Origin of the sequence: Caballeronia sp. M1242, from assembly GCF_017220215.1 — a bacterium.
GTDB lineage: Bacteria > Pseudomonadota > Gammaproteobacteria > Burkholderiales > Burkholderiaceae > Caballeronia.
In genome coordinates this window covers 2276102-2289130 of record NZ_CP071129.1, presented here as the reverse complement: position 1 = coordinate 2289130, position 13029 = coordinate 2276102, and the positions used below count along the sequence as shown (strand labels likewise).

At 63.3% G+C, this 13029-nt stretch carries 11 protein-coding genes; 8 read left to right on the top strand and 3 right to left on the bottom strand.

What is annotated here, in order from left to right; genetic code table 11:
* The first annotated feature begins 7 nt into the window (after positions 1–7).
* From JYK05_RS10660 to JYK05_RS10630, 7 genes are all read left to right on the top strand, one after another.
* Positions 8–754, top strand: a complete 747-nt coding sequence (locus tag JYK05_RS10660; RefSeq protein ID WP_206466948.1) for an SDR family NAD(P)-dependent oxidoreductase — start codon at positions 8–10, stop codon at positions 752–754.
* A gap of 38 nt (positions 755–792) precedes the next feature.
* The gene (locus JYK05_RS10655; RefSeq protein WP_206466946.1) at positions 793–1542 is read left to right on the top strand and encodes an electron transfer flavoprotein subunit beta/FixA family protein; all 750 of its coding nucleotides are present in this window, start codon (positions 793–795) and stop codon (positions 1540–1542) included.
* 1 nt (position 1543) lies between these two features.
* Positions 1544–2488, top strand: coding sequence for an electron transfer flavoprotein subunit alpha/FixB family protein (locus tag JYK05_RS10650; protein ID WP_206466945.1), 945 nt, complete (start codon positions 1544–1546; stop codon positions 2486–2488).
* Positions 2489–2590: 102 nt separating this feature from the next.
* Positions 2591–4672: a 3-hydroxyacyl-CoA dehydrogenase NAD-binding domain-containing protein gene (locus tag JYK05_RS10645; RefSeq protein ID WP_206466943.1), complete on the top strand. Its 2082-nt coding sequence runs from the start codon at positions 2591–2593 to the stop codon at positions 4670–4672.
* Positions 4673–4682: 10 nt separating this feature from the next.
* Positions 4683–5861: an acetyl-CoA C-acyltransferase gene (locus JYK05_RS10640; protein WP_206466941.1), complete on the top strand. Its 1179-nt coding sequence runs from the start codon at positions 4683–4685 to the stop codon at positions 5859–5861.
* A 14-nt stretch (positions 5862–5875) separates the two neighbouring features.
* Positions 5876–7738: an acyl-CoA dehydrogenase gene (locus tag JYK05_RS10635; protein ID WP_206466939.1), complete on the top strand. Its 1863-nt coding sequence runs from the start codon at positions 5876–5878 to the stop codon at positions 7736–7738.
* An 8-nt stretch (positions 7739–7746) separates the two neighbouring features.
* Complete coding sequence (locus JYK05_RS10630) at positions 7747–8529, top strand: SDR family oxidoreductase (protein WP_206466937.1); 783 nt, start codon at positions 7747–7749, stop codon at positions 8527–8529.
* 130 nt (positions 8530–8659) lie between these two features.
* Here JYK05_RS10630 and JYK05_RS10625 read toward each other — a convergent pair whose 3' ends face one another.
* The 3 genes from JYK05_RS10625 to JYK05_RS10615 all read right to left on the bottom strand — a co-directional run bounded on the left by JYK05_RS10625 (position 8660) and on the right by JYK05_RS10615 (position 10645).
* The gene (locus JYK05_RS10625) at positions 8660–9025 is read right to left on the bottom strand and encodes a response regulator (protein ID WP_206466935.1); all 366 of its coding nucleotides are present in this window, start codon (positions 9023–9025) and stop codon (positions 8660–8662) included.
* Between the two features lie 49 nt (positions 9026–9074).
* Complete coding sequence (locus tag JYK05_RS10620; RefSeq protein ID WP_206466933.1) at positions 9075–9743, bottom strand: response regulator transcription factor; 669 nt, start codon at positions 9741–9743, stop codon at positions 9075–9077.
* 137 nt (positions 9744–9880) lie between these two features.
* Positions 9881–10645: a hypothetical protein gene (locus JYK05_RS10615; RefSeq protein WP_206466931.1), complete on the bottom strand. Its 765-nt coding sequence runs from the start codon at positions 10643–10645 to the stop codon at positions 9881–9883.
* A 401-nt stretch (positions 10646–11046) separates the two neighbouring features.
* On the opposite strand from JYK05_RS10615, the gene JYK05_RS10610 reads away from it, so the two are divergent.
* Entirely contained in the window at positions 11047–13014 is a 1968-nt protein-coding gene (locus tag JYK05_RS10610; RefSeq protein WP_206466929.1) for an alkyl/aryl-sulfatase, read from the top strand.
* Positions 13015–13029 lie beyond the last annotated feature (15 nt).

Sequence of the window (13029 nt, the reverse complement as noted above, 5' to 3'; positions counted from 1 at the left end):
AACACGCATGAAACTGGAAAACAAGGTGGCCATCGTCACGGGCGCGGCCTCGGGCCTCGGTCTCGCGACGTGCAAGGCGCTCGCCGCAGCGGGCGCGACAGTCGTCGGCTTCGATCTCGACGCCGACAAGCTGCGTGGGGCGCTCGGTCCGTCTATCTCCTCGTTCGCGGTCGATGTCGCCGACGAAGCGAGCGTTCAGCGGGCCATCGCGGCGGTCGTGGGACTGCACGGGCGCGTGCACATCGCGGTGAACTGCGCGGGCGTGCTCGGCCCGTGCAAGACCATTTCGAAAGGCCAGCTTTTCCCGAGCGAACTATGGAACCGCGTGCTGTCGGTCAATCTCACCGGCACGTTCAACGTGCTGCGCCACGCGGCGCTCGCCATGACGAACAACGAACCCGAAGACACGGGCGAGCGCGGCGTCATCATCAACACGGCGTCGGGCGCGGCGAAGGGCGGTCAGATGGGGCAGGCCGCGTACAGCGCGAGCAAGGCGGGCGTGATCGGTATGACGATTCCCGTAGCGCGCGATCTCGCGGAACACGGCATCCGCGTGCTCGCGGTGTCGCCCGGGCTGTTCGAATCGGGCATGTCGGCGGGCATGCCGCAGAAGGTGTCGGACGGTCTCATCGAAAAGATGCTGTTTCCGCGACGGATGGGCCGCGCGCAGGAGTTCGCCGCGCTCGTCGTTCATCTGGTGCAGAACGCATATATGAACGCGACGGTGGTCGATATCGACTGCGGCACGCGTTGAGGCGCGATGGTTTCGCAGCATCGCAAAAGGAGGGGTACGTGAAGGTTCTGATCGCAGTCAAGAGAGTGACCGATGCCAACGTAAAGGTCGGCGTTAAGTCCGACCACACGGGCGTCGACATTGCCAACGTGAAGATGTCGATGAACCCGTTCGATGAAATCGCCGTGGAAGAGGCGGTGCGTCTGAAGGAAGCGGGCGTCGCAACCGAGGTGATCGCGGTGTCGTGCGGTGTCACGCAGTGTCAGGAAACGCTGCGCACCGCGCTGGCCATCGGCGCGGATCGGGCGATTCTCGTTGAAACCGCCGAGGAATTGCAGCCGCTGGCGGTCGCGAAGCTGCTGAAAGCGCTGGTCGATCAGGAAAAGCCGGAACTCGTGATTCTCGGCAAGCAGGCGATCGACGACGATTCGAACCAGACCGGTCAGATGCTTGCAGCACTGGCGGGGCTGCCGCAGGCGACGTTTGCATCGAAAGTCGTGATCGCCGATGGGCGCGCGACTGTCTCGCGTGAAGTCGATGGCGGCGCGGAAACGCTGTCGCTCAAGCTGCCCGCGGTCGTCACGACCGACCTGCGCCTGAATGAGCCGCGCTACGTGACGCTGCCCAACATCATGAAGGCGAAGAAGAAGCCGCTGACGACGGTCACGCCTGCGGATCTTGGCGTCGATGTCGCGCCGCGTCTGAAGACGCTGAAAGTCACCGAGCCGCCGAAGCGCAGCGCCGGCGTGACGGTGCCGGACGTCAAGACGCTGGTCGAGAAACTGAAAACCGAAGCGAAGGTGATCTAACGTGACGACTCTGGTAATTGCAGAACACGACAACGCGTCGATCAAGGCGGCGACGTTGAACACGGTCGCGGCAGCGGCCAAGCTCGGCGGCGATATTCACATTCTCGTTGCGGGTTCGAACGCGCAGGGCGCGGCGGAACAAGCGGCGAAGATCGCGGGCGTTTTGAAAGTGCTGCTGGCCGATGCGCCCCAACTCGCGGAAGGACTCGCGGAAAACGTCGAAGGCACGGTGCTGAACATCGCGAAGGATTATTCGCACATCGTCGCGCCCGCGACGGCCTATGGCAAGAATATCGCGCCGCGTATCGCCGCGCATCTCGATGTCGCGCAGATCAGCGAGATCACCGCTGTCGTGAGCGCCGATACGTTCGAGCGTCCGATCTACGCGGGCAACGCGATCGCGACGGTGCAATCGGCTGATCCGATCAAGGTCATCACGGTGCGCGCGACGGGCTTCGATCCGGTCGCGGCGGAAGGCGGCAGCGCATCGGTCGAGAAGATCGAAGCAGCGGCCGATGCGGGCGTCTCGCAGTTCGTGAACCGCGAAGTGACGAAGCTGGACCGCCCGGAACTGACGAGCGCGAACATCATTGTGTCGGGCGGGCGCGGACTCGGCAGCGGCGAGAACTACACGCAAGTGCTGGAGCCGCTCGCGGACAAGCTCGGCGCGGCGCTGGGTGCATCGCGCGCAGCGGTCGACGCGGGCTATGTGCCGAACGACTATCAAGTCGGCCAAACGGGCAAGATCGTCGCGCCGCAGTTGTACGTGGCGGTCGGCATTTCCGGCGCGATTCAGCACTTGGCCGGCATGAAGGACAGCAAGGTGATCGTCGCGATCAACAAGGATGCCGAAGCGCCGATCTTCAGCGTGGCGGACTACGGCCTCGTCGGCGATCTGTTCGCGACGGTGCCCGAACTCGTCGGCGAGATAGGCGCAGCCGCATAAAGCAGCCAACACGATCCGCGCGAGAAGACCGCAACACAGTCAACCGGGCGCGAGACCCGGCGCCGCGCCGCATGACACCCTGTTCACTTTGAAGGAATCAGCATGACAGCGATGTACCAGGTCCATGACGGCGTGGCCGTCATCACGCTCGACCATCCTCCGGTCAACGGTCTGGGTCATGCAACCCGGACCGGTATCATGAACGGCATGAGCCGCGCGCTCGACGACGCAGCGGTCAGGGCAATCGTCATCACGGGAGCGGGGAAGGCGTTCTCGGGCGGCGCGGATATCCGCGAGTTCGGCACGCCGAAAGCGTTTCAGGAGCCGAGCCTCGCGACGGTCATCGACACTATCGAGCGATCGGCGAAGCCGGTCGTCGCCGCGATTCACTCGGTCGCGATGGGCGGCGGGCTCGAACTCGCGCTCGGCTGCCACTACCGGCTCGCCACGCGGCAAGCGAAGATCGCGCTGCCCGAAGTCAACCTCGGTCTGTTGCCGGGCGCGGGCGGCACGCAGCGCCTGCCGCGCGCGATCGGCCTCGAAGCAGCGCTCAACATGATCGTGTCCGGCAAGACCATGCTCGCCGAACAGTTCGCGGGCACGGGCCTCTTCAACGAGATCGTCGCCGATGATGTCGTCGCGGCCGCCGTGACATTCGCGCGCGATGTCGCCGAGCGTGGCGGTTCGCATCCCAAGCTGCGCGACGCAAGAGTGCAGCACGCGCACGCCGAAGCGTATGTCGGCTTTGCGCGCAGCACGGTCGCGGCGAGCGCGGGGCCGTATCCGGCGCCGCTGGCGTGCGTGGATGCCGTCGCCGCCTCACTGAAGCCATTCGATGAAGGCCTGAAGACCGAGCGCGACGGCTTCATGGCGTTGATGAACACGCCCGAGTCTCGCGCGCTGCGTCACGCTTTCCTCGGCGAACGCGCGGCGAGCCGCATCCCCGACGTGCCCGCCGATACGCCGACGCGCGCCATCGCGAAAGTCGCCGTGATCGGCGCGGGCACGATGGGCGGCGGCATCGCGATGAACTTCCTCAACGCGGGCGTGCCGGTCACGCTGCTCGAAATGAAAGCGGACGCGCTCGCGCGAGGCGTCGGCGCGATCCGCCGCAACTACGACAACACCGCGAAGAAGGGCAAGCTCACGCAAGACGAAGTGGACGCGCGCATGGCAAGGCTTGCGACCACGCTCTCGTACGAGGACATTCGCGACGCCGATCTCGTGATCGAAGCCGTGTTCGAAGACCTGGCGGTCAAGAAGAGCGTGTTCCAGCGGCTCGACGAAGTGGCGAAACGCGGCGCGATCCTCGCATCGAATACGTCGACGCTCGATATCGACGCCATCGCGTCTTTCACGAGGCGCCCGCAAGACGTGATCGGCATGCACTTCTTCAGCCCCGCGAACGTGATGAAGCTGCTGGAAGTGGTGCGCGGCGCGCGGACCGCGAAAGACGTGCTCGCCACCGTGATGCAGCTCTCGAAAAAGATCGGCAAGGTCGCTGTGGTGTCGGGCGTATGCGACGGTTTCATCGGCAACCGCATGATCGAGCAGTACAGCCGTCAAGCCGGCTTTCTGCTCGACGAAGGCGCGCTGCCGCAGCAGGTGGACCGCGCGATCGAACGCTTCGGCTTCGCAATGGGCCCGTTCCGCATGATCGACATGGCGGGCAACGACATCAGCTGGGCGATCCGCAAGCGCCGCGCCGTCGAGCAACCCGAGTTTAACTACTCGAAAACGGGCGATCTGCTGTGCGAGATGGGTCGCTTCGGTCAGAAAGCGCAGGCGGGCTGGTACGACTACAAGCCGGGCGATCGCAGGGCGTATCCGAGCGCGGTCGTCGACGAGATGATCGTGCAACATTCGAAGGACCTCGGCATCGCGCGCCGCAAGATCAGCGACGAGGAAATCGTCGAGCGGCTCGTGTTCGCGCTCGTCAACGAAGGCGCGCTGATCTTGCAGGAAGGCATCGCGTCGAAGGCATCCGATATCGACATGGTCTATCTGCACGGCTACGGCTTTCCGAAGTTTCGCGGCGGCCCGATGCAGTACGCGGACGAGATCGGTCTCTACGCGGTGGCGCAGGCCATCCGCCGCTACGCCAAGGGCTACCAGGGCCACGCGTGGACCGTCGCGCCGCTCTTGCAGCGCCTCGCCGATGCCGGCGCGAGCTTCAACGACTGAGGACCGAGACATGAACGAGGCAGTGATCGTATCGACGGCGCGCACCGCGCTGGCCAAAAGCTGGAAGGGCGCGTTCAACATGACGCACGGCGCGACGCTCGGCGCGCACGCGGTCCGGCACGCTATCGCGCGGGCGGGCATCGAGGCCGGCGAAGTGGAAGACGTGCTGATGGGCTGCGCAAACCCCGAAGGCGCGACGGGCGGCAACATCGGGCGTCAGATCGCGTTGCGTGCGGGCTGTCCGGTGACCGTGCCGGGCGCGACCATCAACCGCTTCTGCTCGTCCGGGCTGCAAAGCATCGCGATGGCCGCGCAGCGCGTGATGACGGGCGAAGGCGAGATTTACGCGGCAGGCGGCGTGGAAAGCATCTCGTGGACGCAGCGCCAGATGAACATGGAGTACGCGAACGACCCGTGGCTCGCCGCGAACAAGCCTGAGATCTACTGGAGCATGTTGCAGACGGCGGAACAGGTCGCGCAACGCTACGGCATCTCGCGCGAGCGGCAGGACGAGTACGGCGTGCGCAGCCAGCAGCGCGCGGCGGCGGCGCGCGAGGCGGGCCGCTTCGACGCCGAGATCGTGCCGATGACCGTCACGGCGGGCGTCGTCGATCGCGCGACCGGCGATATCGTGAGCCGCGAAGTGACCATCGCCGCCGACGAAGGCATTCGCGCTGACACGACGCTGGAAGGCGTCGCGAAGATTCGCAGCGCGCTGCCGGGCGGCGTCATATCGGCGGGCAACGCGTCGCAGTTTTCGGATGGCGCGTCCGCGTGCGTCGTGATGGATGCCCGCGTCGCAGCATCGAAGGGCATTGCGCCGCTCGGCGTGTTTCGCGGCTTCGCGGTGGCGGGCTGCGAGCCGGACGAAATGGGCATCGGACCGGTGTTCGCGGTGCCGAAGCTATTGAAGAAAGCGGGGCTGACGGTTGACGATATCGGCTTGTGGGAGCTGAATGAGGCTTTCGCCGTGCAGGTCTTGTACTGCGCCGATACGCTCGGCATTCCGATGGAGCGGCTCAACGTGAACGGCGGCGCGATCGCGGTGGGGCATCCGTTCGGCGTGTCGGGCGCGCGGCTCGTCGGACACGCGCTGATCGAAGGCAAACGCCGCGGCGTGAAGCACGTCGTCGTGACGATGTGCATCGGCGGCGGACAAGGCGCGGCCGGCCTTTTCGAAGTGCTTTGACAAGGACGAGAGACATGTCGTTGATCCTTTCCCGGCGCGATCTGAACTTTCTTCTGTACGAATGGCTGAAGGTCCAGGCGCTCACCGACAACCCGCGCTACGCCGACCATTCGCGCGAAACGTTCGACGCCGCGCTCGATACGTGCGAGAAGATCGCCACTGATCTCTTCGCCACGCATAGCAAGAAAAGCGATCAGCAGGAGCCGCATTTCGATGGCGAGCGCGTGCATGTCATTCCCGAAGTGAAGACGGCGCTCACGGCGTTCAGCGATGCCGGGTTGATGGCTGCCGGACAGGACTTCGATCTGGGCGGCATGCAGTTGCCGGTGGTCGTCGAGAAGGCGGGCTTCGCGTACTTCGTCGCCGCGAATATCGGCACGGCGGCGTTTCCGTTTCTGACCATCGGCAACGCGAACCTGCTGCTCGCGCACGGCACGCAGAAGCAGATCGACGCCTTCGTGCGGCCGGAAATGGAAGGGCGCTACTTCGGCACGATGTGTTTGTCCGAGCCGCAGGCGGGCTCGTCGTTGTCGGATATCACGACGCGCGCCGAGTACGAGGGCGAATCGGCGTTCGGGGCGCAGTATCGGCTGCGCGGCAACAAGATGTGGATTTCGGGCGGCGAGCATGAACTGTCCGAGAACATCGTCCATCTGGTGCTCGCGAAGATTCCCGGTCCGGACGGCAAGCTGATTCCCGGCGTGAAGGGCATTTCGCTTTTCATCGTGCCCAAATATCTGGTCGAAGAAGACGGCTCGCTCGGCGAACATAACGACGTCGTGCTCGCCGGGCTCAATCACAAGATGGGCTATCGCGGCGTGACCAACTGCCTGCTGAATTTCGGCGAAGGCGTGCGGCATCGGCCGCTGGGCAAGGCGGGCGCGGTGGGCTATCTCGTCGGCGAGGCGGGGCAGGGGCTCGCCTGCATGTTCCACATGATGAACGAGGCGCGCATCGGCGTCGGGCTCGGCGCGGCGGCGCTCGGCTATACGGGCTATCTTCATGCGCTCGACTATGCGCGCAATCGCCCGCAAGGACGCCCCACGGGACGCGCGGGCAAGGACCCGGCGAGCCCGCAAGTGAAGCTCGTCGAGCACGCGGACGTGCGCCGCATGCTGCTCGCGCAGAAGAGCTACGCGGAGGGCGGCCTCGCGCTGAATCTGTACTGCGCAAAGCTCGTGGACGAAGCGCGCGCCGCCGAAGCCGCCGACGATGCGCAGAAACACGAACGCCTGACCCTCTTGCTCGACATCCTGACGCCGATTGCGAAAAGCTGGCCGTCGCAATGGTGTCTCGAAGCGAACAATCTCGCGATTCAGGTGCACGGCGGCTACGGCTACACGCGCGAGTACAACGTCGAGCAGTTCTATCGCGACAACCGTCTCAACGCGATTCACGAAGGCACGCACGGCATTCAGGCGCTCGATCTGCTGGGCCGCAAGGTGACGATGAAGGACGGCGCGGCGCTGCGGCTGCTCGTGGACCGCATGCATGCGAGCGCGGCGCGCGCGTCCGCCACGGGCGATGCAGCGCTCGTCAAGCACGCTTCCACGTTCGACGAATCGGTGACGCGCCTCATGTACGTCACGCGCATGTTGTGGGCGGCGGGCGATCCGTCGGTCACGCTCGCGAACGCGTCGCTGTACATGGAGGCGTTCGGGCATGTGGCCGTTGCGTGGATCTGGCTCGAACAGGCGCTTGCGGCGCGCTTGGGGCTCGCGGCCGCCGGCAATGATGAAGACGCGGCGTTCTATCGCGGCAAGCTCGCGGCCGCCGATTACTTCTTCAAATGGGAACTGCCACGCGTCGGCCCGCAGTTCGATCTGCTGGTGTCGCTGGATCGCACGACGCTCGACATGCAGAACGCGTGGTTCTAGGAGAGCGAGTGCGCACCGTACAACAACTCATCGACCTGAGAGACAAGACCGCGCTCGTCACGGGCGGCTCACGCGGCCTCGGCCTGCAGATTGCCGAGGCATTGGGCGAACAGGGCGCGCGCATCGTGCTGTCCGCACGCAAGCCGGATGAACTCGATGCCGCCGCGAAGCATCTGCGCACGCGCGGCGTCGATGCGCGGTGGATCGCGGCGGACGGCGCGCGCGAGGACGACATCGCCCGCCTCGCCGATGAAGCGGTCGCCGCGCTCGACCGCGTCGACATTCTGGTGAACAACGCGGGCGCGACATGGGGCGCGCCCGCCGAGGACTATCCGATCGCGGCGTGGGACAAGGTGATGAGTCTGAACGTCCGCGGGCTCTTTCTGCTGACGCAGCGCCTCGGCAAGCTGTCGATGATTCCGCGCCGCTATGGACGCGTCATCAACGTGGCGTCGATTGCGGGGCTTGCGGGCAACGCGCCCGGCACGATGGAGACGATCGCGTACAACACGTCGAAAGGCGCGGTCGTGAATTTCACGCGGACGCTCGCGGGCGAGTGGGGCAAGCACGGCATCACGGTGAACGCGCTCGCGCCCGGCTTCTTTCCGTCGAAGATGACGCAGGGCTCGCTCGACCGGATGGGCGTCGAGCGCATGTGCGAGCGCATTCCGCTTCACCGTCTCGGCGACGACGAAGACCTGAAGGGCGCGGCTGTTCTCTTTGCGAGCGATGCCGGCAAGCACATAACCGGGCAGGTGCTGGCCGTGGATGGCGGGGTGAGCGCGGTGTAGCGTCAAGCGGCGTTAGCGAGCATTGCTTGGCATTTCTGCATCCATCATCACTCGTTCGACGTACGGCGCGCCGCGTATGGCTCTGCGATTGCGAAGTCGCGGGTGATCGAAGCGAGAGATTTCGTTCCGGTCACTGCGTGTCTAACGCCGCTAATATTCTTAGCAAGTCGGTGCCCGCGAAGGGCTTGACCAGACAATGCAGGCCGCCCGCGTTCGCCACCGCGAGGCGCGTCGTCTCGTTGTCGTGCGACGTGATGAAGATGGCTGGAGGGCGCGGTTCGACGAGTCGTGCGTACAAGGTGGGGCCCGAAACTCCGGGAAGCTGGACGTCCAGGACGAGACACCAGGCGCTCTCTATACCGCCTGCGGCGCTATATGCTTCAGCACTTTCGTAAGCAAGCGCGTCGTACCCCGCCAGTCTTAGCAGGCGTTGTAGCGCACGCCTCATGCCGTCATCGTCTTCGACAATGACGATCGTTTTTTTCGTATCGCTCATGGCCAGCCACAGGGAGGTATCCCAGTGTGGTGCCGCAAGAGCAAGCTGCCTATCGGGACGAGGGGCAACGCGATTGCCCTTGCGGGCAACGCTTGTCCGCCTGTACATTCGACGCGCGGGTGAGTGGTTCCGCCCGACGAATCAGTTCTGCAAGTGAATGCGCCTCGAACTTACGCATCAGTTCTGCTCGACACGACTTGATCGTTCGTTCGCCTAAATAGAGCTCGGCGGCAATCTGCTTGTTCAATTTGCCCGCGATGATGCCGCACAGCACGAAGTGCTCGCGCTCGCTGAGCTCCACTTTGCTTGTCAACGGTGATGCATGCTCCACGGCAGTGCGATCAGTGGCGGCGAGCGCGCTTTCGATGGCTGCGAGTAAGGCCTGTGAATCGATAGGCTTCAGTAGGAAGTCGCTGGCGCCCGCTTTTATCGCAAGAACTGTCTTTGGAATGTCCCGATAGGCGCTGATGAAAACGATCGGAATCGGGTGCTCCCTGCGTTGCAGCGCGTGCTGCAGTTCCAGGCCGCTAGGACCGGGAAGTTCCAGGTCCAAGAGTAGGCAGCCCGGGAGCGAATTCGTTTCTGCCACGAGGAAATCGCCGGCGCTCGCATAGGCCTGAACTGAGTATCCAGCGTTCTTCAAGAGCCGTGACAAGGCGGTGCGCATGGATTCGTCGTCATCCACGATGTGGACGACTGCTTTGGCATGATCGATCAAGTCTCGCGTCCTCGGTTTGTCGCCCTGTGCGTAGCACGGAGATCGCGCCTTCGGCGTACGGGCGTTAGCGGTTGCGTCTTCTCGCCCTCACACAGATATCACAACTTTGAGCCAAGCCGTGCGTCGCTCGGCGCGCGCTACTGGCGGGGCATTGCAGCGGCCGTCGCCATGAGGTTTTGCGGTTTCACGCGGATGAGCCCGTTTCGCGGGCTATCAATATCCGCGATTAGCGTGAACGAGATCGAAACAATCAACGGCATGATCATGAGGAGGCGTCTGCCCGGTCTCGAGCTTCGCGTTCCGTACCCGATCAGAACGTTGCAGAAGAAACCGATGATGAGCATGAGCGCCCATGCAGAGGTCGGAATATGGTTCCACCAGGCAGCCTGTGTATAACCCTGCGTATTGATGACGTCGTTCATGCCAGCGATTGCGAGTGCAGAGAGCGGGCCTGGTTGCGCATTCGCACCGGAGCGAGCGGCCGTCCAAAGGCTGGATTGCAAGCGAGCCGTCGCCGTGTTGATTTGCTGCAGTTCATCGCCGTCACCGGTCTGATAAAAGCTGATTCGCTGAGCGGCGTACTGCGGCAAAAGCGTACGGATCTCAGAAGCCTGCGCCGCCGGTAACAGTTCCGCACGCAGCAACTCCGTCCCGATAGCATTCGCTTCCTCTTCCTCGAGGTTCTTGCGCTGATCGTAGCGGCCCACCGCCATGGACAGGCTGAAACCGATGACCAGAGCAAGAAGGGTGAGAGCCGCCGACTGCACAACGCCGAAGTGCTCGCGCATGTCGTCTGCCATCGGTCGCGCTCGGCGCAATAGCGAGCCAAAGTAGGCGGCGGCTGACATGACGAACAAGGTGAGCACGAGAAAAACAATCGGATGGCTAACCAGTTCTGGCACGCTTGCCTCCTTCCGGGCCCGTGGGAGTCAGGGCTTGAACATGCGCGCGTAGCGGCGCCCGTACGTTTGAAGCGTATCGGACCAATTCGTCGCTGTTGGCGAAAGGCTGCATCGTCAACGCTCGAGAAGGATGCTCGAATCCGGTGCTCACGGTGCCATTCGGCTGTTCGTCTGATGGGCGCATCTCGGACGTCGAAGAACGGTTTGTCTCCAAGTGTCTCACCAGATGACCAGCCGTGATATTGGGAAGACGGGCAATGCAATTGCCCTCGGGGGCAATCCAACCTCGGCTGCGGACCGATTGCCCCCGGGGGCAACAGCCGTTGCCCGATATCCCTATGGCGCACACCATCGTTGACGTGAATGATTCTGAACGTCGTTCTTTCCAACAGGGGTAGAACATGTCCACGAAACTCAGCTGGCTGGCCGCACTCGCCATCATGGCTTTTGACGCGACAGGGAACATGACGAGCGCCGCGCCCAATCCCGCGACCGACGCCACGCGCAAGGCCAACCAGGCGGTCGCAGACTATCTGCCGTTCTCGAACACGCAAGATTTCGAAGACGTGCGTCGCGGGTTCATCGCCGATCTGCCGAGTGCCGTGATAAAAGGCGCCGCTGGCAACACCGTCATCGATCTTTCTCAGTATGACTTTCTGCACGGGAACGGTCCGGCTCCGGCCACCGTGAATCCCAGCCTATGGCGACAGTCGGAGCTACTGTCCACGCGCGGACTCTTCAAGGTGGTCGATGGCATCTATCAGGTGCGCAACATCGACCTCGCGAACATGACTTTTATTCGCGGAAAGACGGGCTGGGTGGTCATCGATCCGTTGACTTCCACCGAGACCGCGAAGGCTGCGCTCGATCTGGTCAACGACAAGGTCGAGCGATTGCCCGTGACCGGCGTAATCTTCACGCATTCGCACGTCGATCACTTCGCCGGCATTCGAGCGGTTGTCGACGAGGCGGACGCGCGCTCGGGCAAGATCCCGGTCGTCGCTCCCGAAGGGTTCATGGAGGAAGCCGTCAGCGAGAATGTCTTCGCCGGCAATGTGATGAGCCGGCGCGCGTCATACATGTACGGCAATCTGCTGCCGAAGAACCCCGAAGGGACAGTCGGCGGCGGTCTCGGACTCACGACCGCGGCGGGCACGATCACGCTCTTCGCGCCTAACAAGATCATCGGGAAGACTGGCGACAAGATGACAATCGACGGCATCGACGTTGTTTTCCAGATGGCGCCCGGCACCGAAGCGCCCGCGGAGATGCTCTTCTACTTCCCGCAGTTCAAGGCGATCGACCTGGCGGAGGACGCCAATCACACGCTGCATAACCTTCTCACGCTGCGCGGGGCAAAGGTGCGCAGCGCACAGAAATGGACGAGCACGCTGGATGAAACCATCGACATGTGGGGCAGCGATGCCGTGGTGTCGTTCGGCAGCCACCATTGGCCGCAGTGGGGCAATCAGCGCGTCGTTGAGCATCTCGAGAAGCAGCGCGATCTGTACAAGTACATCAACGACCAGGTGCTGCGCATGGCCAACCAGGGTCTGACGATGAACGAGATCGCCGAGCAGTTCAAGCTACCCGACAGCCTCGCCAAGGAGTTCTACAACCGAAGCTATTACGGTGATCTCAGGCACAACGTCCGAGCGACATACCAACTCTATCTCGGATTCTGGGACGGCAACCCGGCGAACTTCAATCCGTATCCGCCCGCAGAGGAGGCTAAGAAGTACGTCGCGATGGTCGGCGCCACCAAGATGGTCGATACGGCGAAGGCCGCCTACAAGCAAGGAGATTATCGCTGGGCTGCGACCGTCGCGAACAAGGTCGTCTTTGCCGATCCTCAGAACCGTGAGGCGCGCAACGTCGAAGCGGACGCGCTGGAGCAACTCGGCTATCAGGCCGAGTCAGGCCCGGCGCGCAACTTTTATCTCTCGGGCGCGCAGGAGTTGCGCGGCGGGGTACAAAAGGCGGCGACGCCCAATACGAGTTCGCCAGACATCATTCGCGGTATGACCACCGACATGTTCCTCGACTTCCTAGCCATTCACCTCGACGGACCCAGAGCGGGCGCGAAGTCATATGTCTACAACCTGAACTTCCCGGACACGAAAGAGCAGTATGTGTTGACGCTTAAGAATGGGGTGATGAATTACCGAAAGAACAAGCAGCTCGACAAGGTGGACGGCACCGTCACGTTGAATCGCACGACGCTTGACGACATCGCCCTCGGAAAGGTCAAGCTCGGCAACCTCGCTGAAAGCGGTCAGGTCAGGATCGACGGAGACTCGGCCAAATTCAAAGACATGCTAGGAAACTTCGACAAATTCGACTTCTGGTTCACCATTGCAGAGCCTTGAAGTCCGCGTTCGACC

Coding starts and splice junctions, on each gene's coding strand:
- JYK05_RS10640 (WP_206466941.1), top strand. CDS start 4,683: ATGAACGAGGCAGTGATCGTATCGACGGCGCGCACCGCGCTGGCCAAA.
- JYK05_RS10635 (WP_206466939.1), top strand. CDS start 5,876: ATGTCGTTGATCCTTTCCCGGCGCGATCTGAACTTTCTTCTGTACGAA.
- JYK05_RS10660 (WP_206466948.1), top strand. CDS start 8: ATGAAACTGGAAAACAAGGTGGCCATCGTCACGGGCGCGGCCTCGGGC.
- JYK05_RS10645 (WP_206466943.1), top strand. CDS start 2,591: ATGACAGCGATGTACCAGGTCCATGACGGCGTGGCCGTCATCACGCTC.
- JYK05_RS10625 (WP_206466935.1), bottom strand. CDS start 9,025: ATGAGCGATACGAAAAAAACGATCGTCATTGTCGAAGACGATGACGGC.
- JYK05_RS10610 (WP_206466929.1), top strand. CDS start 11,047: ATGTCCACGAAACTCAGCTGGCTGGCCGCACTCGCCATCATGGCTTTT.